General features: G+C 70.8%; 21 protein-coding genes. 9 read left to right on the forward strand and 12 right to left on the reverse strand.

What is annotated here, in order from left to right; all coding sequences use genetic code 11:
• The first annotated feature begins 17 nt into the window (after positions 1-17).
• The 3 genes from ABZ857_RS22270 (at position 18) to ABZ857_RS22280 (ending at position 5088) form a co-directional block, all read left to right on the forward strand.
• Positions 18-2099: a SpoIIE family protein phosphatase gene (locus ABZ857_RS22270; protein WP_357045755.1), complete on the forward strand. Its 2082-nt coding sequence runs from the start codon at positions 18-20 to the stop codon at positions 2097-2099.
• Between the two features lie 218 nt (positions 2100-2317).
• Positions 2318-4006: an RNA polymerase sigma factor gene (locus tag ABZ857_RS22275; protein WP_357045757.1), complete on the forward strand. Its 1689-nt coding sequence runs from the start codon at positions 2318-2320 to the stop codon at positions 4004-4006.
• A 116-nt stretch (positions 4007-4122) separates the two neighbouring features.
• Positions 4123-5088, forward strand: coding sequence for a hypothetical protein (locus ABZ857_RS22280; RefSeq protein WP_357045759.1), 966 nt, complete (start codon positions 4123-4125; stop codon positions 5086-5088).
• A gap of 1 nt (position 5089) precedes the next feature.
• On the opposite strand, the gene ABZ857_RS22285 is transcribed toward ABZ857_RS22280, so the two are convergent.
• Positions 5090-5839: a peroxide stress protein YaaA gene (locus ABZ857_RS22285; protein ID WP_357045761.1), complete on the reverse strand. Its 750-nt coding sequence runs from the start codon at positions 5837-5839 to the stop codon at positions 5090-5092.
• Between the two features lie 120 nt (positions 5840-5959).
• Entirely contained in the window at positions 5960-8416 is a 2457-nt protein-coding gene (gene aceE, locus ABZ857_RS22290; protein ID WP_357045763.1) for a pyruvate dehydrogenase (acetyl-transferring), homodimeric type, read from the reverse strand.
• A gap of 64 nt (positions 8417-8480) precedes the next feature.
• Between aceE and ABZ857_RS22295 the strand changes: the two genes are divergently transcribed.
• Positions 8481-9107, forward strand: a complete 627-nt coding sequence (locus ABZ857_RS22295) for a GntR family transcriptional regulator (RefSeq protein WP_357045765.1) — start codon at positions 8481-8483, stop codon at positions 9105-9107.
• Here the strand turns inward: ABZ857_RS22295 and ABZ857_RS22300 are convergent.
• The 3 genes from ABZ857_RS22300 to ABZ857_RS22310 are packed head-to-tail and all read right to left on the reverse strand — an operon-like array spanning position 9104 to position 11960.
• Positions 9104-10024 carry a carbohydrate ABC transporter permease gene (locus ABZ857_RS22300; RefSeq protein ID WP_357045767.1) on the reverse strand — a complete coding sequence of 307 codons (921 nt, stop codon included), beginning with the start codon at positions 10022-10024 and terminating at the stop codon, positions 9104-9106. The genes ABZ857_RS22295 and ABZ857_RS22300 overlap by 4 nt on opposite strands.
• A complete protein-coding gene (locus ABZ857_RS22305) occupies positions 10021-10953 on the reverse strand; it encodes a sugar ABC transporter permease (RefSeq protein WP_357045769.1) in 933 nt (310 codons plus the stop codon). The genes ABZ857_RS22300 and ABZ857_RS22305 overlap by 4 nt, the downstream gene beginning before the upstream one ends.
• Positions 10881-11960 carry an extracellular solute-binding protein gene (locus ABZ857_RS22310; RefSeq protein ID WP_357045771.1) on the reverse strand — a complete coding sequence of 360 codons (1080 nt, stop codon included), beginning with the start codon at positions 11958-11960 and terminating at the stop codon, positions 10881-10883. Before ABZ857_RS22310 ends, ABZ857_RS22305 begins: the two co-directional genes overlap by 73 nt.
• Positions 11961-12059: 99 nt before the next feature.
• Here ABZ857_RS22310 and ABZ857_RS22315 point away from each other — a divergent pair, with 99 nt between their 5' ends.
• A complete protein-coding gene (locus ABZ857_RS22315) occupies positions 12060-12791 on the forward strand; it encodes a GNAT family N-acetyltransferase (RefSeq protein WP_357045772.1) in 732 nt (243 codons plus the stop codon).
• A gap of 274 nt (positions 12792-13065) precedes the next feature.
• On the opposite strand, the gene ABZ857_RS22320 is transcribed toward ABZ857_RS22315, so the two are convergent.
• Positions 13066-13296 (reverse strand): hypothetical protein, encoded by a 231-nt coding sequence (locus tag ABZ857_RS22320; RefSeq protein ID WP_079312375.1) that lies wholly within the window; start codon positions 13294-13296, stop codon positions 13066-13068.
• 245 nt (positions 13297-13541) lie between these two features.
• Here ABZ857_RS22320 and ABZ857_RS22325 point away from each other — a divergent pair, with 245 nt between their 5' ends.
• Positions 13542-15614, forward strand: coding sequence for a DNA topoisomerase IV subunit B (locus tag ABZ857_RS22325; protein WP_357045774.1), 2073 nt, complete (start codon positions 13542-13544; stop codon positions 15612-15614).
• Between the two features lie 149 nt (positions 15615-15763).
• Here the strand turns inward: ABZ857_RS22325 and ABZ857_RS22330 are convergent, their stop codons facing one another.
• Both ABZ857_RS22330 and ABZ857_RS22335 read right to left on the reverse strand, forming a co-directional pair.
• Positions 15764-16087 carry a hypothetical protein gene (locus tag ABZ857_RS22330; protein ID WP_357045776.1) on the reverse strand — a complete coding sequence of 108 codons (324 nt, stop codon included), beginning with the start codon at positions 16085-16087 and terminating at the stop codon, positions 15764-15766.
• A 16-nt stretch (positions 16088-16103) separates the two neighbouring features.
• Positions 16104-17114, reverse strand: a complete 1011-nt coding sequence (locus tag ABZ857_RS22335) for an SPFH domain-containing protein (RefSeq protein WP_357045778.1) — start codon at positions 17112-17114, stop codon at positions 16104-16106.
• A 151-nt stretch (positions 17115-17265) separates the two neighbouring features.
• On the opposite strand from ABZ857_RS22335, the gene ABZ857_RS22340 reads away from it, so the two are divergent.
• Positions 17266-17544 carry a hypothetical protein gene (locus ABZ857_RS22340; protein ID WP_357045780.1) on the forward strand — a complete coding sequence of 93 codons (279 nt, stop codon included), beginning with the start codon at positions 17266-17268 and terminating at the stop codon, positions 17542-17544.
• Positions 17545-17608: 64 nt separating this feature from the next.
• Here the strand turns inward: ABZ857_RS22340 and ABZ857_RS22345 are convergent, their stop codons facing one another.
• The gene (locus ABZ857_RS22345; protein WP_357045782.1) at positions 17609-18109 is read right to left on the reverse strand and encodes a carbonic anhydrase; all 501 of its coding nucleotides are present in this window, start codon (positions 18107-18109) and stop codon (positions 17609-17611) included.
• A 136-nt stretch (positions 18110-18245) separates the two neighbouring features.
• On the opposite strand from ABZ857_RS22345, the gene ABZ857_RS22350 reads away from it, so the two are divergent.
• Positions 18246-18620: a VOC family protein gene (locus ABZ857_RS22350; RefSeq protein ID WP_357045784.1), complete on the forward strand. Its 375-nt coding sequence runs from the start codon at positions 18246-18248 to the stop codon at positions 18618-18620.
• A gap of 4 nt (positions 18621-18624) precedes the next feature.
• On the opposite strand, the gene ABZ857_RS22355 is transcribed toward ABZ857_RS22350, so the two are convergent.
• The 3 genes from ABZ857_RS22355 to ABZ857_RS22365 form a co-directional block, all read right to left on the reverse strand.
• Positions 18625-18912 carry a hypothetical protein gene (locus ABZ857_RS22355; protein WP_357045786.1) on the reverse strand — a complete coding sequence of 96 codons (288 nt, stop codon included), beginning with the start codon at positions 18910-18912 and terminating at the stop codon, positions 18625-18627.
• 2 nt (positions 18913-18914) lie between these two features.
• On the reverse strand, positions 18915-19259 hold the full coding sequence (locus ABZ857_RS22360) for a hypothetical protein (RefSeq protein ID WP_357045788.1): 345 nt from the start codon (positions 19257-19259) through the stop codon (positions 18915-18917).
• 249 nt (positions 19260-19508) lie between these two features.
• Complete coding sequence (locus ABZ857_RS22365) at positions 19509-20180, reverse strand: DJ-1/PfpI family protein (protein ID WP_357045790.1); 672 nt, start codon at positions 20178-20180, stop codon at positions 19509-19511.
• A 173-nt stretch (positions 20181-20353) separates the two neighbouring features.
• Between ABZ857_RS22365 and ABZ857_RS22370 the strand changes: the two genes are divergently transcribed.
• A complete protein-coding gene (locus ABZ857_RS22370) occupies positions 20354-21325 on the forward strand; it encodes a helix-turn-helix domain-containing protein (protein ID WP_357045792.1) in 972 nt (323 codons plus the stop codon).
• Positions 21326-21332 lie beyond the last annotated feature (7 nt).

The following is a 21332-nucleotide window of genomic DNA, read 5'->3' on the forward strand; positions in this document are numbered from 1 at the left end:
CGACGGAGGTGCCGACCATGAGCGCCGAAACCTCCGTGCCCCGGCCCCGGGAGCCCGGTTTGGACATATCAGACTCCGACCTCTTCAGAGGCCTGATGTCGGAGGCACCGTTCGCCTTCGCGTTTTTCGACCCGGACGGGCGTTTCGTCCGAGTCAACTCCACCTTTACCGAGCTGACCGGCCATCCTGTCGAGTTGCATCTTGACCGCCAACCGGCCGAGCTGCTGCCGGCCGACCTGACCACCCTGATGGAGGCGGCGCTGCGCCGGATCGCCGACGAGGCGCTGCCGGTCACCGATCAGCGGATCAGGACCCGCGCGGAGAACGGCGACACCCGCCACTGGACGGTGTCGTTCTTCCCGATGCATGGGGACGACGGCGTCGTCGGGACCGCGCTCTTCGGGGTCGACGTGACCGAGCGGCAGCTGAACGAGGAGGTGCTCGAGCGCAGCGAGGAACGCTACCGCTCGCTGGTGGAGTCGCAGCAGCAGCTCGTGTGGATCACCTCGCCCAGCGGCTCGGTGGTGGAGGACGCGCCCCAGTGGCGGGCCATCACCGGCCAGGGCCTGGAGGAGTACCTCGCGCACGGCTGGCTGGACGCGGTGCACCCGGACGACCGCCCCGGCACCGAGGAGGCGTGGCGCGAGGCGCTGCGCGGCCGGACGATGTTCGAGTGGAGCTACCGGGTGCGCACCCGGGCCAGCGGCTACCGGCACTTCGAGGTCCGGGCCGTGCCGATCATCAGGCACGGCCGCGTGGTGGAGTGGGTCGGGGCGAACACCGACGTCACGCCGCAGCGTGAGGCCGAGGAGATGCGCGGCCGCCTCACCGACCAGCTCGGCGCCGCCGCGCTGCGCACCGCCCGTCTCCAGGGCGCGACCGCCCAGCTCGCCGAGGCGCTCACGGTCGAGCAGGTGGTGCAGGTCATCATCGACGTCGGCCGTACGGCCCTCGCCGCCGACCACTCGTCCGTGGCCCTGCTCGACCTGGACCGGGCGACGCTGAAGCTGATCAGCAGCGGCGGCACCCCGGACACCCGGGGCGAGGAGATCGATCTCGCGAACCCCAACGTGATGACGATGGCGGTCAACAGCCGCCGTCCGGTCTTCGCCGAGTCGCCCGACAGCCTGCGGGCCCAGCTCGTGGACGCCGGCGCCGACGAGGCGCAGATCTCCGGCTTCCTCGCGCAGACGGACGAGCGGGCCTGGGTGGGCCTGCCGCTGCTGGCGGCCGGGCGGGCGCTCGGCGCGCTGCGGTTCTCGTTCACGCGGACCCAGAAGATCTCGCAGGAGGACGGCGTCTTCCTGGAGGCCCTCGCCGGACAGTGCGCCCTCGCGGTCGAGCGGGCCACGCTGTTCGAGCGTGAGCACAAGACGGCCGAGACGCTGCAGCGCAGCCTGCTGCCCGAGCGCCTGCCGGTCGTGCGGGGGATGACCCTCGCCTACCGCTTCCGCTCCGGCTCGCGCCACGTCCAGGTGGGCGGCGACTGGTACGACGCGTTCGTGCTGCAGGACGGCCGGGTGGCGGCCGTCGTGGGCGACGTCATGGGCAAGGGCGTCAAGGCCGCCGCCGGCATGGGCCGCATCCGCAACGCCATGCGGGCGCTCGCGCTGACCAACCCGCCCCCGGCGGCGGTGCTGACGGGGCTCGACCGCGTCTTCGAGGCTACCGAGGAGGAAGAGCAGGTCACCACCCTGGCGTACATGGTCGTCGAGCCCGGGACCGGGGAGGGCACGCTGGCCCTGGCCGGTCACCCGCCGCCGCTGCTGGTCTCGCCCCAGGGCGTCGGGCTGCTGCACGAGACCGAGCCGGGCACTCCGCTCGGCTGGGCCACGAGCCGCAAGCAGTTCAGGTTCTGCGTGCCACCGGGTCACACCGCCGTCCTGTACTCGGACGGCCTGGTGGAGAACCGCAAGCGCGGCCTGGACGCCGGGCTCAGGGAGCTTTCGTCCGTCGTGGCCGAAGCGCCCCCGGAGGTCCTGAGCAGCCCGAATATGCTGCTCGATTTCCTGGTGGACCACATGCTGTCCGGGTATGAACAGGACGATGACGTAACGGTACTGGCGGTCCACGTTCCACCGGCCACGAAGAGTGACTGAATGAAACAGTCATAACGGTTGCTTTCGGGTATCAGTGACCTCCTTCCGTACGCACTAGTGTCTCGGTCGGCCTAGGGTGGAGGAGCAACCGGCGGGACGCGGCCGTATCACGTACCGTGGCGTGCCACAATGGCATGTCGCGGTCTGCGCGACCTCACCACCGGAAAAGAAGAAGCACCTGGGTCCATTCTCGCCATGCGTTCGTTCGAGAGGTGTTCGTGTCGCCTGCAAGTTCGACTCGCTCGAAGCCGTCGGAGCTGAACGAGCCAGTGATTCAGCAGCTCCTCGAGCGTGGGCGCTCGCAGGGTTTCCTCGAGTCCGAGGATGTCCGCAAGGCCTTCGAGGAAGCGGACATCCCGATGTCGCAAGCCGCTGGATTCCTGCGCAGCCTCAGCAAGGAGGGTGTGACCGTCGTGGTGACGGCCGCCGACTCCGCGGCTCCCAAGCGTTCTCGAGGTCAAGCCAAGCGCCGCACCACCGCGCCCGTCAAGAAGACCACCAAATCCGCAGCGGCCAAGGAGTCGCAGCCGGAGACCGTGACCGCCGTGGTGACCGACTCCGCGCCGGCCGCCAAGCCGGCGCCGAAGAAGCCCGCCCCGGCCAAGCCCGGGCCCGCCGCCAAGCCGGCTGCCGCCAAGGCTCCGGCCAAGCCCGCTCCGCCGAAGAAGGCCGCGCCCGCCAAGCCGGAGGCCCCCACCGCGGGTCCCGAGGTGAAGGCGCCCAAGGCCGATCCCAAGCCGAAGTCCGCCGACCTCGCCGAGGACGACGAGGACATCGACCTCGAAGGTGACGTCGACATCGAGGACTTCGACCTTGAGGTCGAGGACGTCGAGATCGACGCCGAGGTGGAGACCGAGGACACCGACACCGACGCCGACGGGGAGGCCGACGGCGACGAGCCCAAGGCCGAGGCGCTCGCCCAGTCCGAGGACGAGGTGCTGATCCTCACCGACGACGATGACGACGCGCCCGTCGCCCAGGTCGCGGCGGCCGGCGCCACCGCCGACCCGGTGAAGGACTACCTCAAGCAGATCGGCAAGGTGCCGCTGCTCAACGCCGAGCAGGAGGTCGAGCTCGCCAAGCGGATCGAGGCCGGCCTGTTCGCCGAGGAGCAGCTCGCCCAGGAGGCCGACGGCCTGCCCGTCGACGTCCGCGCCGAGCTGGAGTGGATCGCCGAGGACGGCCACCGCGCCAAGAACCACCTGCTGGAGGCCAACCTCCGCCTCGTGGTCTCGCTGGCCAAGCGGTACACCGGCCGCGGGATGCTGTTCCTGGACCTGATCCAGGAGGGCAACCTGGGCCTGATCCGCGCGGTCGAGAAGTTCGACTACACCAAGGGCTACAAGTTCTCCACGTACGCCACCTGGTGGATCCGGCAGGCGATCACCCGGGCCATGGCCGACCAGGCGCGGACCATCCGCATCCCGGTCCACATGGTCGAGGTGATCAACAAGCTGGCCCGCGTCCAGCGGCAGATGCTGCAGGACCTCGGCCGCGAGCCCACGCCGGAGGAGCTGGCCCGCGAGCTCGACATGACCCCTGAGAAGGTCATCGAGGTGCAGAAGTACGGCCGCGAGCCGATCTCCCTGCACACTCCGCTGGGCGAGGAGGGCGACAGCGAGTTCGGCGACCTCATCGAGGACTCCGAGGCCATCGTCCCGGCCGATGCCGTCAGCTTCACGCTGCTGCAGGAGCAGCTGCACTCCGTTCTCGACACGCTGTCGGAGCGGGAGGCGGGCGTGGTGTCGATGCGGTTCGGCCTCACCGACGGACAGCCGAAGACCCTCGACGAGATCGGGAAGGTCTACGGCGTGACCCGCGAGCGGATCCGCCAGATCGAGTCCAAGACCATGTCGAAGCTGCGCCACCCCTCCCGCTCGCAGGTGCTGCGCGACTACCTGGACTGACGCACGAGTCGATCGTCCCCCCGGCCACGCACCACGGCCGAGGGGACGACGACTTAACACGGACGTAACCTCGTGGTAGCGCCATGGGCACGTCGACGCTCCTAGGCTCGCGCCTCATGGGAGTGATCGAAGTGGATCGGGCGCGTGCTCGGGGGCCACGAGTGATCCCGGACCGCCCGTGGGCGGACACCATGCTCGACGAGGCGGTCGAGGCCGTCTCCAGGGGCGACCTCAGACCGGCGGCGGCCGTCCTCGCGGACAGCCGGGGCGATCCGGAGACGCGGTCACTGCGGGTGGAGGCACTGTCGCGGGCCGTCGTCGGGGCGAGCCGGTCGATCGAGACGCTGCTCGCCTACGACCAGGGCAATCCCGACCTGTGGCTGTGGCTCGGCCGGGCCCGCGTGGAGGAGGCCTGGGAACTACGGCCCGACGTACGGGCCAGGGCGGTGCAGGCGGACCGGTTGCACGCCTACCAAACGGCGATGGAACAGGCCAGGCAGCCGCTGCTGACGGCGGCGGCGCTCGCGCCGGGCGACCCGGTGCCGTGGGAATGCCTGATGTGGCTGGCCATCGGGCTGGACCGGCCGCGCGCCGACAAGGACGCGGTCTGGTACGAATGCTCCCGCCGGTGGCCGACCCTGTATTCGGGGGCGCTGGCCCGCCTGATCACCCTGTCGCCCGGCTGGGGCGGCACCGCCCAGGAGATGCTCGGCTTCGCCCGCTCTGCCGCGGCGCACGCCCCGGAGGGCAGCCCGCTCCCGGCACTCGTGCCGCTGGCCCACTTCGAGATCGTCGCCGCCGGGCGCACCCCGATGTCCCGGGGCGGCTGGTTCCCGTTCGAGGCGCAGCGCGAGATCGTCTCGGCCGCCGGCCACTGGGCGGAGCGGCGCCTCGGCGGGGCGCATCCGCGCTCGGTCGAGGGCCACAACGTCTTCGGCGCCGCCTTCTACCTGTCCGACCTCCGGCGTCCGGCGCGCGGGCACCTCGCCAGGACGGGCGGCCGTTTCAGCCGGCTGCCCTGGTCGCACCTCGGCGATCCGGCGCAGCAGTACCGCAGGGCCTGCGCCCGGCTCAACCTCTGACTCACTCGCTCACGATCACATCGAGGGTCCGCGGTCTTCCCCGCCCGGCGGGCGCCGGCAGTTCCACCCGATGCCCCAGGCCGATCAGCAGGTCGGCCAGATCCCCGGCCGTGCGGGGCCGGTCGGGGGTCTCGACGAGCGAGCGGGCCACCACGCCCCGGGTGGCCTTCGCCATGTGGCTGACGACGGTCCGCTTTCCGGCCGCCTCCCTCAGCACCCGTACGGCCACGCCGCGTTCGCCGGGCTGCCAGGCGGCGGCGTACGTCGCGGACCGCATGTCCACCACGAGCCCCTTCGTCGCGTCGAGCACCGCGCTGATCGACGGCCGCCAGAACGCGGCCAGGCCGCCCATCGGCGGCAGCCGTACGCCCATGGACAACCGGTAGGGCGGCACGCGGTCGGACGGCCGCAGCAGGCCCCACAGCGCCGAGAACACGACGATCCTCCGCTCGGCCCGCCGCCGGGCCTCGGGGGAGAGGGTGGCCAGGCCCAGGTTGTCGTACAGCACACCCGTGTAGAGGGCGGCGACGGGCAGCGTGCGCGCCGTGGGGAGGGCCAGGTTGCGCTCGATCTCGCCGGCCTGCCCGTCCGACAGGCCGAGCACGTCGCGCGCCTCGGGCGTGTGGCAGAGCGCGACGAGGGCGTCGAGGACCTTCTCGCGCGGGGAGGCGAGTTCGGGGAAGCCGAGCCTGCGGACGGTGGAGGTCCCCCGGTCGGCCTTCCCCTCCGACGGCGGAAGCAGGATGAGCACGGTTCCGCAGCCTACTGTGCCCCTCCACCGGAGAGGCCCCCACCGGAGAGGCCCCCACCGGAGAGGCCCCGACCGGAGAGTTTCCCCCGATCGGGGCGCCGCCCCGAAACGATGTGTCGCTCACTCCCTGCCGGTCTCCACCGCCTTGAGCACGGCCTCCGCGATCGAGCGCGGATCCACGCCGAAGTGCCTGCGGACCGCCTCGCGGGTGCCCGACAGCCCGAACCCGTCGGTGCCGAGCGAGGTCCACGGCCGGTCGATCCACGGGCTGATCTGGTCCGGCACCGCGCGCATCCAGTCGCTGACCGCGATCACCGGCCCCGCGGTCCCCGCCAGGGCCTGCCGGATGTACGGCACGCCCGTCGCGGTCATGGCGTCGCGGCGCAGCTCGCTCCAGGAGGTGACCGACCACACGTCCACGCCCAGGCCGTACTCCTCCCGGAGCAGCCGCTGCGCGTCCAGCGCCCAGTGGATCGCGGTGCCGCTGGCCAGCAGGTGAGCCTGGCCGCCGCCGGCGGCGTACCGGTAGATCCCCCGGAGGATGCCCTCCTCGACTCCCTCGGGCATCGGGGGCTGGGGCAGCGGCTCGTTGTAGACGGTCAGGTAGTAGAACACGTCCTCGCCGTCGGGGCCGTACATGCGCCGGAGCCCTTCACGCACGATCGTCCCCACCTCGTACGCGAAGGCGGGATCGTAGGCCAGGCACGCCGGGTTGGCGGAGGCGAGGAGCTGTGAGTGGCCGTCCGCGTGCTGCAGACCCTCCCCGGTCATCGTGGTCCGGCCGGCGGTGGCGCCAATGAGGAACCCGCGGCCGAGTTGGTCGGCCAGCGCCCACATCTGGTCGCCGGTGCGCTGCCAGCCGAACATCGAGTAGAAGATGTAGAAGGGGATCATGACTTCGCCGTGGGTGGCGTAACTGGAGGCCGCGGCCGTGAACGACGCCATCGACCCGGCCTCGGTTATGCCTTCCAGCAGGATCTGCCCGTCGGCCGCCTCCTTGTACGCCAACAGCAGGTCCCGGTCGACCGACTCGTAGCGCTGGCCCAGCGGCGAGTAGATCTTGGCGGTGGGGAACAGCGACTCCATGCCGAACGTCCTGGCCTCGTCGGGCACGATCGGCACCCAGCGGCGCCCGGTCTCCGGCTCTTTCATCAGGTCCTTGACGAGGCGGACGAAGGCCATCGTCGTGGCCACGGGCTGCTTCGAGCCCTTCTCCAGGGCCCGGAACGGCGCCTCGCCCGGGGCCGGCAGCGGGCGGTGGGAGACCGTGCGTCGCGGGACGGGCCCGCCCAGGTCGCGGCGCCGCTCCGCGGCGTACCGCGCCTCCGGCGAGTCCGGCCCGGGATGCAGGTAGGGCGGCAGGTCGCCGTGGAGCGCCTCGTCCGGCACCGGCAGGCCGAGCCGGTCGCGCAGCGCGCGGAACTCGTCCTGGGTGAGCTTCTTCATCTGGTGGTTGGCGTTGCGCGCCTCGATCCCCGCACCGAGGGTCCAGCCCTTCACCGTCTGCACGAGGACCACCGTCGGCGCGCCCCGGTTGTCCAGGGCCCTGCGGTAGGCCGCGTACACCTTCCGCGGCTCGTGGCCCGCCCGCGACCCGCCGACGATGCGCCGCAGGTCCTCGTCCGAGTACGGCACGTCCAGTCCCTGGAACAGCCGCTCCCTGATATAGGCCCCCGTCGAGGCGGCGAACGTCTGGAACTGCCCGTCCGGGATCTCGCCCAGCCGGGCCACCAGATCGTCCGATTGGAGCAGCCCGTCCCACTCCCGGCCCCACAGCGCCTTGACGACGTGCCAGCCCGCGCCCCTGAAGACGCTCTCGAGCTCCTGCACGATGCGGGTGTTGCCCCGCACCGGCCCGTCGAGCCGCTGCAGGTTGCAGTTGACCACGAACGTGAGGTTGTCGAGCCCTTCGCGGGCGGCCAGGGTGAGGGCGGCCGTGGACTCCGGCTCGTCCATCTCGCCGTCGCCGAGGAAGGCCCATACATGGCTGCGCGAGGTGTCCTTGATGCCGCGATTATGCAGATAGCGGTTGAACCTGGCCTGGTAGATCGCGTTGAGCGGGCCGAGGCCCATGGAGACGGTGGGGAACTGCCAGAAGTCCGGCATGGACCGCGGATGCGGGTACGACGGCAGCCCGCCCTCGGGCTCGCGCCTGAACAGGTCGAGCCGGGCTTCGCTCAGCCTGCCTTCCAGGAAGGCCCGGGCGTAGATGCCGGGGGAGGCGTGGCCCTGGAAGTAGACCTGGTCGCGGCCGGCGTGGAAGAAGTGGTTGAAGCCCACCTCGTACAGCCAGGCGGCCGAGGCGTAGGTCGCCAGGTGGCCGCCGAGTCCCAACCGGCTTCCCCTGGTGATCATCGCCGCGGCGTTCCACCGGTCGTACGCGGCGATGCGTTCCTCCAGCTCCAGGTCGCCCGGGTAGCCGGGCTCCTCGGAGGTCGGGACGGTGTTGAGGTAGCGGGTGGTCGTGGCCAGCCGCCTCAGCAGGTAGTCGGCCCGTTCGGGGCCGGCCGCACGGCGGACCGCCTCAAGGGATTCGAGCCATTCGGCGGTCTCCTGCGGATCCAGGTCTTCGTCCATAGGTTCATTAAACACCCTATGATCGATCATCGGATGTCTGTCCTGCGGCCCTATCATCGGTGTCGTGGAACCCGTCGTGCGGTCGCCGCTTCGCGACCAGATCCGGCAAGCCGTGCTCGACGGCCTGATCAACGGCCGATGGAAGCCCGGCGACCGCCTGGTCGAGCGGCGCATGGCGGCCGAGCTGAGCGTCAGCCAGGCCCCGGTGCGTGAGGCGCTGCGCGAGCTGGAGGCGCTCAGGCTCATCGAGTCCGCGCCCAACAAGGGCGCGCGGGTCCGCAGGCTCACCCGGGAGGATCTCCGGGAGGTGTACGAGGTGCGGGCGGGCCTGGAGGAGACGGCCGTCCGGCTGGGCACGCCCCGCGTGGAGGCGCTGCGTGCGCACCTCGGCCGCCTGCACGATGCGGCGGCCGCCGGTTCGCTGCACGACCAGGTGCGGCACGGCGTCGCGTTTCACCGGGAGATCGTGAAGGCCTCGGGCAACGAGGTGCTGCTGTCGGTGTGGGAGTCGCTCGGCATCGAGGTGTGGACCCACCTGTCGATCCGCCTGTTCCGGATGCGCCCGCACGAGAACGCCGCCGACCACGAACCTCTCGTGGAGGCGTTCGAGCGCAACGACCCCGAGGTGGGCGTCCTGCTCCGCGAGCACGTGCTCGGCTACGCCCCGCCCGAGCCCGGGGATGCGATTTAGCCCTTCTGCCCGGTCGTGGCGATGCCCTGCACGAAGTAGCGCTGACCGGCGAAGAAGACGACGACCAGCGGCAGCGTGGTGATCACGCTCGCGGCCAGGACGATCTCCCACTTGGGGTCGCCGCCCTGGTAGAACTGGTCGACCACGGCCTTGAGCCCGCGCGGCAGCGTGAACAGCGCGGGGTCCTGCAGGTAGATCAGCGGCTTCATCAGGTCGAACCAGCTCGCCTTGAGCTCGAAGACGAACGCGATGATCAGAGCCGGGCGGCCGAGGGGCAGCGCGATCCGCCAGAACAGGTCGAGGTAGGACGCGCCGTCCACCCTGGCCGCCTCGAAGACGTAGCGCGGGATGCCGAGGAAGAACTGGCGCAGCAGGAAGATGTAGAACGCCGACCCGAACAGGTTGCCCGCCCACAGCGGCACCTGCGTGCCGGTCAGGCCGGCCGAGTTCCAGATCAGGTACGTCGGCACGAGCGTGACGGCAGCCGGGAGCATCATCGTGGCGAGCACGCTGCCGAACAGCAGGCCGCGCCCCGGGAAGCGGAAGTAGGCGAACCCGAAGGCGACGAACGCGCTCGACACGGTCACGGTGAGGGCCGCCGTGACCCCCACGACGACCGTGTTGAACAGCCAGGCCAGCATCGGCGCGGCGTCCCACACGTTCGCGTAGTTCTCCGGGGCGAACGGGTGCGGCCAGGGGAGGAACGGGTCGGCGAACGTCCGGTCGCGCGGCTTCAGCGAGGCCACGACCAGCCACACGAACGGGTAGAGGAACACCACCGCGGCGGCCGAGAGCATGACGAGGAAGAACGCCCTGCGGGTGCCCGCCGTGCCCGGGCGGTCGTCGCGCGCCGCCGCCCGCACCCGCTCCGCCACGCCGGCGGCCCCCGGCGGCGTACGGCCCGCCGTCGTGGTCATCGCGCTCCTCCCGGAGGCTCGGCCTCGTAGTAGACGAACCGGTTGCCGACCTTGACCTGCACGATCGTGATGATCGCTATGATCGCGAACAGCAGCCAGGCGAGCGCCGACGCGTAGCCCATGTGCAGGAACTGGAAGCCCTGCTGGAACAGATAGACGACGTAGAACAGGGCCGAGTCGCCGTAGGAGTGCTGGGCCGTCTGGTTGCCGAAGAACATCGTGTAGACCTGGTCGAACATCTGCAGTGCCGCGATCGTGTTGACGATCAGCACGAAGAACAGCGCGGAGCTGATCATCGGCAGTGTGACCGAGCGGAACCGCTGCCAGGGGCCCGCGCCGTCGATCACCGCGGCCTCGTACAGGTCGCGCGGCACGTTGCGCAGGGCGGCGAACAGGATGATCGTCGTCGAGCCCAGGTTCCACAGCGACATGAGCACGATGCCGGGCTTGACCCACGCCGGGTCGGTCGTCCACTGCGGCCCGTCCACGCCGAACAGCCCGAGGAACTGGTTGACCAGCCCCGCCTGGCCGTTCAGCAGGAACAGGAACAGCACGCCCACCGCGACGTACGGCGTCATGGACGGCAGGTAGAACGCCGTGCGGAAGAAGCCGGCGGCCCGGCCGGTGACGCGGTTGAGCATGAGCGCGAGCAGCAGTGAGATCACCAGCGCCAGCGGCACGTGCAGGACCGTGTAGAAGGCCGTGTTGCCGATCGCCCTGGCGACCTTCGGGTCCTCCAGCATCGCGGCGTAGTTGCCGAGGCCGGCGAACTTCGGGCTGGAGATCAGGTCGTAGTCCGTCAGCGAGAGCACGAGGCTCGCGACCATGGGCCCGGCCTGGAAGACCACCAGGCCGATCAGCCACGGCAGCAGGAACACGTAGGCCCAGCGGGCCTCGTGGCGGGCCAGTCCGGAAAGCGGGCGAGCCACGTCAGCCCGCCGCGGCCTGGAGGGCCTTGGCGGCCTCCTGCTGGGCCTGGGAGAGCGCGGCCTTCGCGTCCTGGCGTCCCTGCGTCACCCGGGTCGCCGCGTCGATCCAGGCGGTGCGGAACTCCGCCGCGGCGGCCGACTGCGGGACGACGAAGCCCTTGTCCTGCACGCTCAGGATCGTCGCGGTCGCGTCGTCGTACGGCTTGTGCCCGCTCGGCTTGACGATCTGGGAGAAGATCACCTGGTCGGCCTTGGCCGCCCTGGTCGTCGAGCAGCCCGTTGGCGTAGTCGAGCGCCTCCGCGACCTTCGGGTCGTCCAGGTGGGAGGTCTTCCCGTCCGCCGACAGCAGGTCGGCGCCGTTGGCCTTGGCCCACAGGGGGAGGAACTCCGGCAGCTTGGGGTAGAAGCCGAAACGCTCGATTCTGCCGCCGGAGACCTTGTTCATCTTCCTGGCCAGGGCGGCCAGGGCGTCCCAGTCGGAGGTGTCGATGCTCGCCGGGTCCACCCCGGCGTCCTTCGCGGCCTTGTCGTTCACCAGCAGGACGATCGAGGTGTAGAACTCGGGCACGCCGTACCACGTGCCGTTCAGCTTCACCTGCTGCTGGGCGGCGGGATAGAAGTCGGACATCGGGATACCCTCCTTGGCCACGCAGTCGTCCAGCGGCCGGATCGCGCCCCTGGCGGCGTACGTGCCGATCAGTTCACGGCCGAGGTAGACGACGTCCGGCGGATTGCCGCTCGCCACGGCCGACAGGAACGCCTGCTCGTCGAACTGGCCCTGGTTGACGGTGAGCTTCACCTCGGGATGGGCCTTCGTGAAGGCGTCCACCCGGGTCGTGGCGATCTCGTCGGGGAAGCCGAAGCCCATGGTGGTCAGGGCGGAACCGCCGCCCGGCGACGCGCCGTCCGCGGCTCCCACGCCGCCGCACGCCGACAGTGGCAACACCGCTGCCAGGGCTCCCGCGAGCGCGACCATGCCGGTACGGTTCCTGCGCGAAGGGGACACCGCCGCTCCTTCGAGGGGGTCCGAGGGATCGAAAGCCCTCCCACTGCCCCGGAGGCAAGATCTAAACCCGAGCAGTGCAGGTCAACTAGGCTGCGGCGGGTGAATCAGGAAATTTCACAGTTCGACCTGCTGGTCGATGCGGCATGGCCGGCGCCGGGGCGGGCCGAGGACGACGGCTGGGTCTACCGGCACGCGGGCGGCGTGACCAAACGGGCCAACTCGGTGCTGGCGCTGGGGGAGCGCGCGGACCTGCCGGAGGCCGTCGAACGGGCCGAGCGGTTCTACGCGGGCATCGGGCAGCCCTGCGTGTTCTCGGTCGGCACGGGCGCGTCGCCCGGGCTCGACGACGAGCTCGGCCGCCGGGGCTACCGGCTGGTGGATCCCACCCTGGTGATGACCAGGCCGCTCACCGGCGATGAGCCTGTCGCCGATGCGGCGGTGGAGGACACGCCGTCCGAACGGTGGCTGCGCACCTGGTGGAGCGTGGACGGCGGGCGGCACCGCGACACAGGGGAGGTTCCGGCGCGGACCTGGGGCGAGCGGATCCTCGGCGGGGTGCCCGCCGGGTACGTCTTCCTCGACGAGGGCGCGGTGGGAAGGGGTGTGCCGCAGGGGCGATGGCTCGGGGTCTACTGCATGGCGGTCGAGCCGCACGCCAGACGGCGCGGGCTGGGTGCGGCCGTGCTGCGCACCCTGCTCGCCTGGGGGCGGGGACACGGCGCCGGCAGCGCGTACCTGGTGGTGACAGAGGCCAACGCAGGTGCCCGCGCGCTCTACGAGCGGGAGGGCTTCACCGTCGCCGGTCGTTATCACTACCGGGTGCGGCCCTGACGGGCGGCACCGTTTGGGAGCCGCGCGCCGGATCGGCCGGTCACGGCACCCGTACGGCGGCCTCCGGCCACGGCGAGACCTCAAGAGGATCGCCGCCCGGGGGCCTGTGGCCCCGGCATCCCACCGGCTTCATCCGCCGCGGGCCCCGGGGGAAGCGGGGAGCGGCGGTCGCGCCGGGCGGGTCGCCAGGGGTTGATGGCTTATATGGCGACGGCGTGCGGAGCAGACGTCGCTGTCACGCTCTGTCGTAACGCTCCGGCACGCCGTCTATAGGTCAGCGCTCGCCGTCAGGGGCGGTCGCGGGGGATTCACTGAGTCGGGCCGACTCGTCCTGGATCTCAGCACCTTTGTCGCGCAGCACAGCCACGTGCTGACGCCCGTGGTGGGCGCAGAACAGCAACTCCCCACCCACGGGCAGGGTCGCGCGGATGTAGGCCTGAGCACCGCACCGGTCGCACCGGTCCAGGGCCGTCAGCGGCTTGATGGGGGCGAGAGCTCCAGTCACGTATCGCCTTTCGGGTCGCCCCACGACGTGGGGACGTTGGCGTCAGTCACTTGGGACAACATCTAACCGGATGCGGGCCTTCCCAATCATGCTCCGACTACGCCCACAGCAGAATGATCCGGAAAGTGACCGGGATCACAGCGAAAGTGCCGGTCATCGTGCTGCGCCTGGCAAGCTTGTACGCGTACAAACATGAGTGGCGTTAAGCTGCGTACGCGTGTTCGATTGATAAGTGGGAGTTGGGTGTGACTGCGGTTCGCGCGGAGACGGGGTACACCGCCCGTCATCTCTCTGTGCTGGAAGGCCTGGAGGCCGTCCGCAAGCGCCCGGGGATGTACATCGGCTCCACGGACACGCGCGGCCTCATGCACTGCCTGTGGGAGATCGTGGACAACTCGGTCGACGAGGCGCTCGGAGGCCACTGCACGCGGATCGAGGTCGAGCTGCACGCGGACGGCTCGATCGAGGTGCGTGACAACGGGCGCGGCATTCCCGTCGACATCGAGCCCAAGAGCGGCCTGGCCGGCGTCGAGCTCGTCTACACGAAGCTCCACGCGGGCGGCAAGTTCGGCGGCGGCTCCTACGGCGCTTCCGGCGGTCTGCACGGTGTCGGCGCCTCGGTGGTCAACGCGCTGTCCTCCCGCGTCGACGTGGAGGTCGACCGCGACGGCAAGGTCCACCAGATCAGCTTCCGCCGGGGAGTGCCCGGCGTGTTCGACGGCGACGGCCCGACCGCCAAGTTCCGCAAGAAGTCGGGCCTGCGCGACGGCGGCGCGGCCCCGCGCAACGCCACCGGCACCCGCGTGCGCTTCTGGGCCGACCGGCAGATCTTCCTGCCCGAGGCGGAGGTCTCGCTCGACGAGATCCACGTGCGGCTGCGCCAGACGGCCTTCCTGGTGCCGGGGCTCACGCTCGTGGTGCGCGACGCCCGCGGCGAGGAGCCGGTCGAGGAGACGTTCCGCTTCGACGGCGGCATCAGCGAGTTCACCGAGTTCCTGTCCCGTGACGAGGCCGTGTGCGACGTGCTGCGGCTGCAGGGCGAGGGCCACTTCCACGAGACGGTCCCCGTGCTCGACGAGCAGGGCCACATGACGCCGACGGAGATCGAGCGTGAGCTCACCGTCGACGTCGCGGTCCGCTGGGGGAAGGGCTACGAGACGACCGTACGCTCGTTCGTGAACGTGATCGCCACGCCGAAGGGCGGCACCCACGTCGCGGGGTTCGAGCGGGCGCTGGTCCGCACGATCAACGAGCAGCTCAGGGAGACCCGGCTGCTGAAGAACGGCGACGAGCCGGTGACCAAGGAGGACATCCTCGAAGGGCTGACCGCGGTGGTCACCGTGCGGGTGCCCGAGCCGCAGTTCGAGGGCCAGACCAAGGAGGTGCTCGGCACCTCCGCGGCCAGCCGCATCGTCGCCCACGTGGTCACGCGGGAGCTCAAGGCGCAGTTCGCCAACCCCAAGCGGGGGCAGAAGCAGCAGCTGCGCGCGGTGCTCGAGAAGGTCGTCGCCGCGGCCAAGGCCCGCATCGCCGCCCGCGAGCACCGCGACAACCAGCGGCGCAAGTCCGCCCTGGAGAACTCCGCGCTGCCCGCCAAGCTGGTCGACTGCCGCAGCGACGACATCGACCGCAGCGAGCTGTTCATCGTCGAGGGCGACTCCGCGCTGGGCACAGCCAAGCTCGCCCGCGACTCGGAGTTCCAGGCGCTGCTGCCGATCCGGGGCAAGATCCTGAACGTGCAGAAGGCGTCGGTCTCCGACATGCTCAAGAACGCCGAGTGCGCCGCGATCATCCAGGTGGTCGGCGCCGGGTCCGGCCGCTCGTTCGACATCGAGTCGGCCCGCTACGGCAAGATCATCTTAATGGCCGACGCGGACGTGGACGGCGCGCACATCCGCTGCCTGCTGCTCACGCTCTTCCATCGCTACATGAAGCCGATGGTCGAGGCCGGGCGGGTGTTCGCCGCGGTGCCACCGCTGCACCGTATCGAGGTCACCAACCCCGGGCGCGGCCAGGACAAGTACATCTACACCTACAGCGACGCGGAGCTGCACAAGGTCCTGCGCGACCTGGAGCGGCGCGGCAAGCGCTGGAAGGACCCCGTACAGCGTTACAAGGGCCTCGGCGAGATGGACGCCGACCAGCTCGCCGAGACGACCATGGACCCCCGCCACCGCGTCCTGCGCCGCGTGCGGATCGAGGACGTGGAGGAGGCCGAGAACATCTTCAACCTCCTCATGGGCAGCGACGTCGGCCCGCGCCGCGAGTTCATCATCGGCAGCGCCGCCGAGGTGGACCGCGACCACATCGACGCCTGACGGGTCACTCCGGCCTCAGGGCTTGACCTCGCGCAGGCGCCCGGTCTCGACCTCGTAGACGAATCCCGCACCGAGTCCTTGTGCGGGATGAACCGGGTCAATAGGTTTCGTGACCGCGTGTGAGAAGATGGTGTCCGACGGTCATCGGCTCAGCCGGACTCGATCTCCAGCGTGCTGACCCGGTTGCGGGCCTCCAGCATGCCCTCCCGGTAGCGCTCGTCCCAGTCCGGGTCGTCGTCGCGGATGGTCCTGACCGTCTGCCTGGCCAGCTCCACCGGCCCGTTGGGGCCGTGAGCGACCTTGCGCACGACGATCAGGGTCCATCCGTTCTCCATGACCGTGTCGGCCTCCCAGCGGGGTGCGCCGGCCGTCTCCCGCCGGGACGCCGGCTTCCCGCCGCGTACGAGCGTCACGAGCAGATACACGAGCACGGCGATGACGATGAGCGTCACCGGAAGGGCGAGCAGGCGCATCGGGGTTCCCGGCTCCCTACTTGGTGGGCAGAGCGACGCCTCCAGTATTGCCCGGCGCGTACACCGTGATGCCCTGGGGCAGGGCCTTCAGCTTCTCGATCTCCGCGCACGTGGGGCACTTGTTGTAGCCGTCCTGCCGGGCCTTGTTGGCCTCCGCCTCGGCGCGCGCCTGGGCGACCTTCGCCTGCGCCTCGGTGACCTTCGCGAACGCGGCCTGCGCCTGGTTGACCGCCTCCTGGACCTCGGTGGGCAGGGTCACCCGGGAGAGGTTGAAGTGGATGCCGGTGAGATAGTCCGCGCCGAGGGTCGACTTGAGGTCCTCGGCCAGGCTCGTGTTCACCGCGTTCTGGATCTTGGCGATGTTCGCGTTGTTGCCCTGCTGCGGCACGCCCCCGGTCTGGCCGCCGCTGTTGTTCTGCACGAGCGCGCAGGAGGAGACCAGTTCCGCGCAGCGGAAGTTGTTGATCTGGGTGCGCAGGTCGTTGTCGATCACCGGCCGGATGATCTGGTCGAGGAACGCCGACCAGCCGTCGTCGCCCTCCCAGGGGTAGAAGGTCCCGCCGTTGGTGCTGCGGAACTTGCGCGTGCCGAACTTGTCGTCGAACGACTTCAGCGTCTGGTGGTCGAGGTTGAGGCCGAAATAGAGCGTGCCCTCGATGCCCATGTTGACGCCGTCGCCGCTCGGCACGTTGACGACGTCGACGCCGGACCTCTCGCCGTGTCCCGAGTCGGAGGTGATCGTGTAGAACCGCTGCTGGGCGGGGTAGCGGTGCATCTGGGACCACCAGCCGATCCAGGTGACCCCGGAGCCCGGGTCGATGACCTGGCGGACCTTGTTGTCGTCCAGCGGGCCGCCGTCGCGGACGACCGCTACCTCGCCGCCGCTGGTGCGCTCGAACCCGCTGAACGCGCCGATCAGGGTCGGCGCCCCGGCGACGATGAGCGCGAGGATCACCAGGATGGCGATGCCGCGGTAGGACCGGCGCGACGTGCCGCCGGAGGAGGCGGAGGAAGTGCGGCTGGGCATACGGGCTCCTTGGGGGGCGCCTCGGGACCGGTTGCGGTACCGGGGGAAAGCTCACGTGTAGTCGGCAGGACAACCTAACAGTTGATTGTCCCGGTTCCGGGAAGGCCCGGATGCCCGGGGCTCCGGTAGCAACGCGCAAATCTCCACCGAGGTGGAGCCTGACCTCGGGCGCCACTCGTGCAGCACCACCGGATCCGCGCCGGCCCGTGAGCTGCCGCTCAGCCGAGAGGCCCAGACCGTGCGGGCCGAGGTGGTGAAGGTGTGCGAGGCGGTCTTCGAGAAGCTGCCGGGCCCCGACGCCGACAGCATGTGGGCCAGGCAGGTCTATCTTGCGCTGCTGGGGGAGGCCGCGCACGCCGCGCTCCCGGACTCCGAGCCCGACGCGCTGACGGCGTCCCAGGCCGTGCCTGACAGTCCGGGCGGTCGATGAGATCAAAGGCGCCCCGTCCGGCCCCGTACGGCAGGCCAGGGCGGCCCGCCGTACGGGGGTGGGATCAGAGTTCGACAGGCTGGAGTCGTCCCGTGTGCACGTCGTACAGCGCGCCGCCCACGACGAGGTCCTTGGGCAGGTAGGGGCTGGACTTGATGCGGGTGATGTCGTGCCGCAGCGCGGCCCGCTGGTCGGGGACGGTGTGGAACTCCAGGCTGCGGGTGTCGACGCCGTACTCGCCGGCGATGAGGTTGTGCACGTCCTCGTCGGTCGACTTGGACATCCGGCAGTCGGTGTGCGGCATCACCAGCACGCGGTCGACTCCGAGCAGGTAGACGGCGAGGACGAGGGTCCGCAGGACGTCGTCGGTCACCCGCGCGCCCGCGTTGCGCATGATCTTCGCGTCGCCCGCAGTCAGGCCGAGCAGCCCCAGCGGGTCGATGCGGGAGTCCATGCACGTCACCACCGCGAGCCCACGCGCCGCGCGGCCGCTCAGGCCGGAGTGGGTGAACGTGCTCGCGTACTTCTCGTTCGCGTCAAGCAGATCGTCGAATGCACCGGTCATGTCACAGATGTTGCCCGATGCCCTCCAGCCGGTCACCGCGGGGGGCGGGCTTTCCGGCACACCTGGTGGGTAGCCGTCCATTGTGACACCGGTATAAGGTTTTCGCTGGTGTTGTCGTCATGGGAGAGAGGTCACCATGAGCGGTGTCGCGCGCATGCACTCGGTCGTGCTCGACTGCCCGGAGCCGAAGGCCCTGGCGTCCTTCTACGCCGGGCTGCTCGGCTGGAAGGTCGCCGACGAGGAGGAGGACTGGGTCACGCTCGCCGGCGACGACCACGCCCGCCTCGCCTTCCAGCGGGTCCCCGAGTATGTGCCCCCGGCCTGGCCGTCCGCCGAGCACCCGCAGCAGTTCCACCTCGATCTGGCCGTGGACGACATGGCCGAGGCGGAGAAACAGGTGCTCGCCCTGGGGGCCGTCAGGCATGAGCGCCAGCCCGGCGAGGGACAGGGCTGGACCGTCTTCCTCGACCCGGCCGGGCACCCGTTCTGCCTGGTCGGCGGGTCGAGCTGACCCCTTAGCCCAGGGAGTCGGCGGCGGACTTCTCCCGCGGCGTACGCGTGAGGCGCCGCAGGACGAGAAGGCCGCCGATTCCCGGCAGCCAGGCCAGCGCCTTGCCGGTCGGGTCGCACCCGGCGTCGCGGGCGGCGGCCACGACGACGAACAGGTACGCGCAGCCGTGCAGGGGGCCGACGAGTGAGGAGACGGGCGGCAGGTGCACGGTGGCCAGATTGGCCAGGAGGACGGCCAGGGACCCCAGCTCGACGGCGGCGGCGACGCGCAGGGCGGAACGAGGGCGCGACATGGTCAGACTCCCGTGGTCGAGCCGGGACGGACGATCATCAGCACCGTGACGGCCGCCCACAGCAGGTTGAAGACGCCGGTGAGCATGGCCAGCCGCGCCACCCCGCCGCCGGCGTCGTCGGGCGTGGAATCCCCGGCGGTGAGCCGGGCGAGGACGGCGTCCTGGCGCGGCAGGACCGCCAGGGCCAGGATCGCGGCCGCCGCGGCGGTGAGCAGGATGGACGCGATCACCCACGCGTCGCGCAGCACGCCGAGGCTGCTCGCCGTGGCGAACCCGAAAACCGGGACGGCCAGGCCCGCGACGGCGTAGACACGGCAGACGCGGTGCAGGACGCGGAGCGCTGCCACGCCGCCGGTCTGGGTGCCCCGCTCCCAAGCGCCCGGATTCGATGCGCTCGGATTCGATGCGCTCGGATTCGATGCGCTCGGATTCGATGCGCTCGGATTCGATGCGCTCGGATGCGGTGCGTCCGGGTTCGACGCGCGCCGTGCGGCGGCGGGGAACATGCTCGCCGCCACGGCGACCGGGCCGACCGCGAGGATCGCGGCGAGGACGTGAACGGCCAGGAGGAACTTGGTCATCGTGCGTGGTCCCGATCAGCGGGTGGCGGGCACGGACGGACGGCGCTCGCGCCAGACGACACCGCGCCGCTCATGGGCGAAGAGCCGTTCCACGTCGCGTGCGACGTGCGGTCCGAACTCGCGCTCCACCAGGTAGAGGCCGAGGTCGAGGCCGGAGGTGACCCCGGCGCCGGTCACCAGGTCGCCGTCGTCGACGACCCGCGCGTCGACCGCGATCGCTCCGAAGGCGTTCAGCGCGTCCAGCCCCATATGGTGACCGGTCACGTGACGACCGGAGATCAGCCCCGCCATCGCGAGGATCAGCGAGCCTCCGCAGACGGTGGCGACGGTGACGCCCTCCCGGCCGAGCGCCTCGCCCATGAGCCGGGGCAGGCCGGTCGCGAGAGCGCGGCCGAGTCGCGCGGTGACCGTCTCCTGACGCTCCCGCTCGGTGAGACCCTCCTCCTCGCGCACGTCCCCCGCGGCTCCGGGAAGGACGACCAGGTCCGCGCGGTCCGGGTCCAGCAGCCCCGTGGCCCGCAGCGACGCACCCGGAACGCCGCCTGCCACCGCCCGGGGTCCCTCGGCCGTGACGAACATGGCTGTGAGCGGGGTCCGCGTGAACATCGCGGCCGCCGTCAGGACCTCGTACGGCGCGAGGACGTCCAGGGGATCGAACCCGTCGAACAGCACGAACTGGGCCAGCATCGGCATCTCTCCTTGTCGTCGGTGCGGTCACCAACCGTAGGAGTACGGCCGTGCCTGGTCCCAGAGGCGAGAACGACAAAGACCAACGAATTCTCGCCAAGCGCTTTCACCTGGCCATTGGTGTCTGGTCCCAGGGATTCGGCTATGGCGAGATTCCGTCTATGGTGGCGATCGTGCACACTGTGGCGATCCTGGCGCTGGACCATGTCGTGCCGTTCGACCTGGCGACCCCCATCGAGGTGTTCGGGCGCACCCGGCTGCCGGACGGCCGGCGGCCGTACCGGGTGCGGGTGTGCGGGCCCGTCCCCGAAGTGGAGACCGAGGCGTTCGCCCTGCGGGTGCCGTACGGCGTGGACGCGCTGGCGGAGGCCGACACGGTCATCGTGCCCGGCTGCTCGGAGCGGGCCGGGCCGCCCCCGCCCGAGGCCCTGGAGGCGCTGCGCGACGCGGCGGCGCGGGGCACCCGCCTCGCCTCGATCTGCGTGGGCGCGTTCATCCTCGCGGCGGCCGGGCTGCTGGACGGCCTGCGGGCGACCACGCACTGGGCGGCGGCGCCCGTGCTGGCCCGGCGGTTCCCGCGGGTGGAGGTGCGGCCGGACGTGCTGTACGTCGACAACGGGCAGGTGCTGACCTCCGCGGGCGCGGCGGCCGGGCTCGACCTGTGCCTGCACATGATCCGGCGCGACCACGGCTCGGCCGTCGCGGCCGACGCCGCCCGCCTGTCGGTGATGCCGCTGGAGCGGGAGGGCGGTCAGGCCCAGTTCATCGTCCACGAGCATCCGCCGGTGCCCAGCGGTTCGCTGCTGGAGCCGGTGCTGGCGTGGATCGAGGACAACCTCGGCCGCGACCTCACCCTGCGGGAGATGGCGGTCCGCGGCGGGATGAGCGAGCGGACGTTCAGCAGGCGCTTCCGCCAGCAGACCGGCACCACTCCACTGCAGTGGCTGCTGCGCGCCCGGGTGCGGCGGGCGCAGTACCTGCTGGAGAACACCGACCACGGCATCGAGCGCATCGCCGCACAGGCCGGTTTCGGGTCGCCGACCGCGTTCAGGGAGCGGTTCAAGCGGGTCGTGGGGACCACGCCGCAGGCGTATCGCTCCTCATTCCATTCCTCATCCCAGCACGACGGCCCGGCCGCCACCTGAGCGCCAC

It is taken from the genome of Microbispora sp. NPDC046933, assembly GCF_040644635.1.
Taxonomy (GTDB): domain Bacteria; phylum Actinomycetota; class Actinomycetes; order Streptosporangiales; family Streptosporangiaceae; genus Microbispora.

Bases quoted from the DNA above. Each gene is read 5' to 3' on its own strand.
- ABZ857_RS22270 (WP_357045755.1), top strand. From the start codon at position 18: ATGAGCGCCGAAACCTCCGTGCCCCGGCCCCGGGAGCCCGGTTTGGAC.
- ABZ857_RS22280 (WP_357045759.1), top strand. From the start codon at position 4,123: ATGGGAGTGATCGAAGTGGATCGGGCGCGTGCTCGGGGGCCACGAGTG.
- aceE (WP_357045763.1), bottom strand. From the start codon at position 8,416: ATGGACGAAGACCTGGATCCGCAGGAGACCGCCGAATGGCTCGAATCC.
- ABZ857_RS22300 (WP_357045767.1), bottom strand. From the start codon at position 10,024: ATGACCACGACGGCGGGCCGTACGCCGCCGGGGGCCGCCGGCGTGGCG.
- ABZ857_RS22330 (WP_357045776.1), bottom strand. From the start codon at position 16,087: ATGCGCCTGCTCGCCCTTCCGGTGACGCTCATCGTCATCGCCGTGCTC.
- ABZ857_RS22335 (WP_357045778.1), bottom strand. From the start codon at position 17,114: ATGCCCAGCCGCACTTCCTCCGCCTCCTCCGGCGGCACGTCGCGCCGG.
- ABZ857_RS22345 (WP_357045782.1), bottom strand. From the start codon at position 18,109: ATGACCGGTGCATTCGACGATCTGCTTGACGCGAACGAGAAGTACGCG.
- ABZ857_RS22350 (WP_357045784.1), top strand. From the start codon at position 18,246: ATGAGCGGTGTCGCGCGCATGCACTCGGTCGTGCTCGACTGCCCGGAG.
- ABZ857_RS22355 (WP_357045786.1), bottom strand. From the start codon at position 18,912: ATGTCGCGCCCTCGTTCCGCCCTGCGCGTCGCCGCCGCCGTCGAGCTG.
- ABZ857_RS22365 (WP_357045790.1), bottom strand. From the start codon at position 20,180: ATGCTGGCCCAGTTCGTGCTGTTCGACGGGTTCGATCCCCTGGACGTC.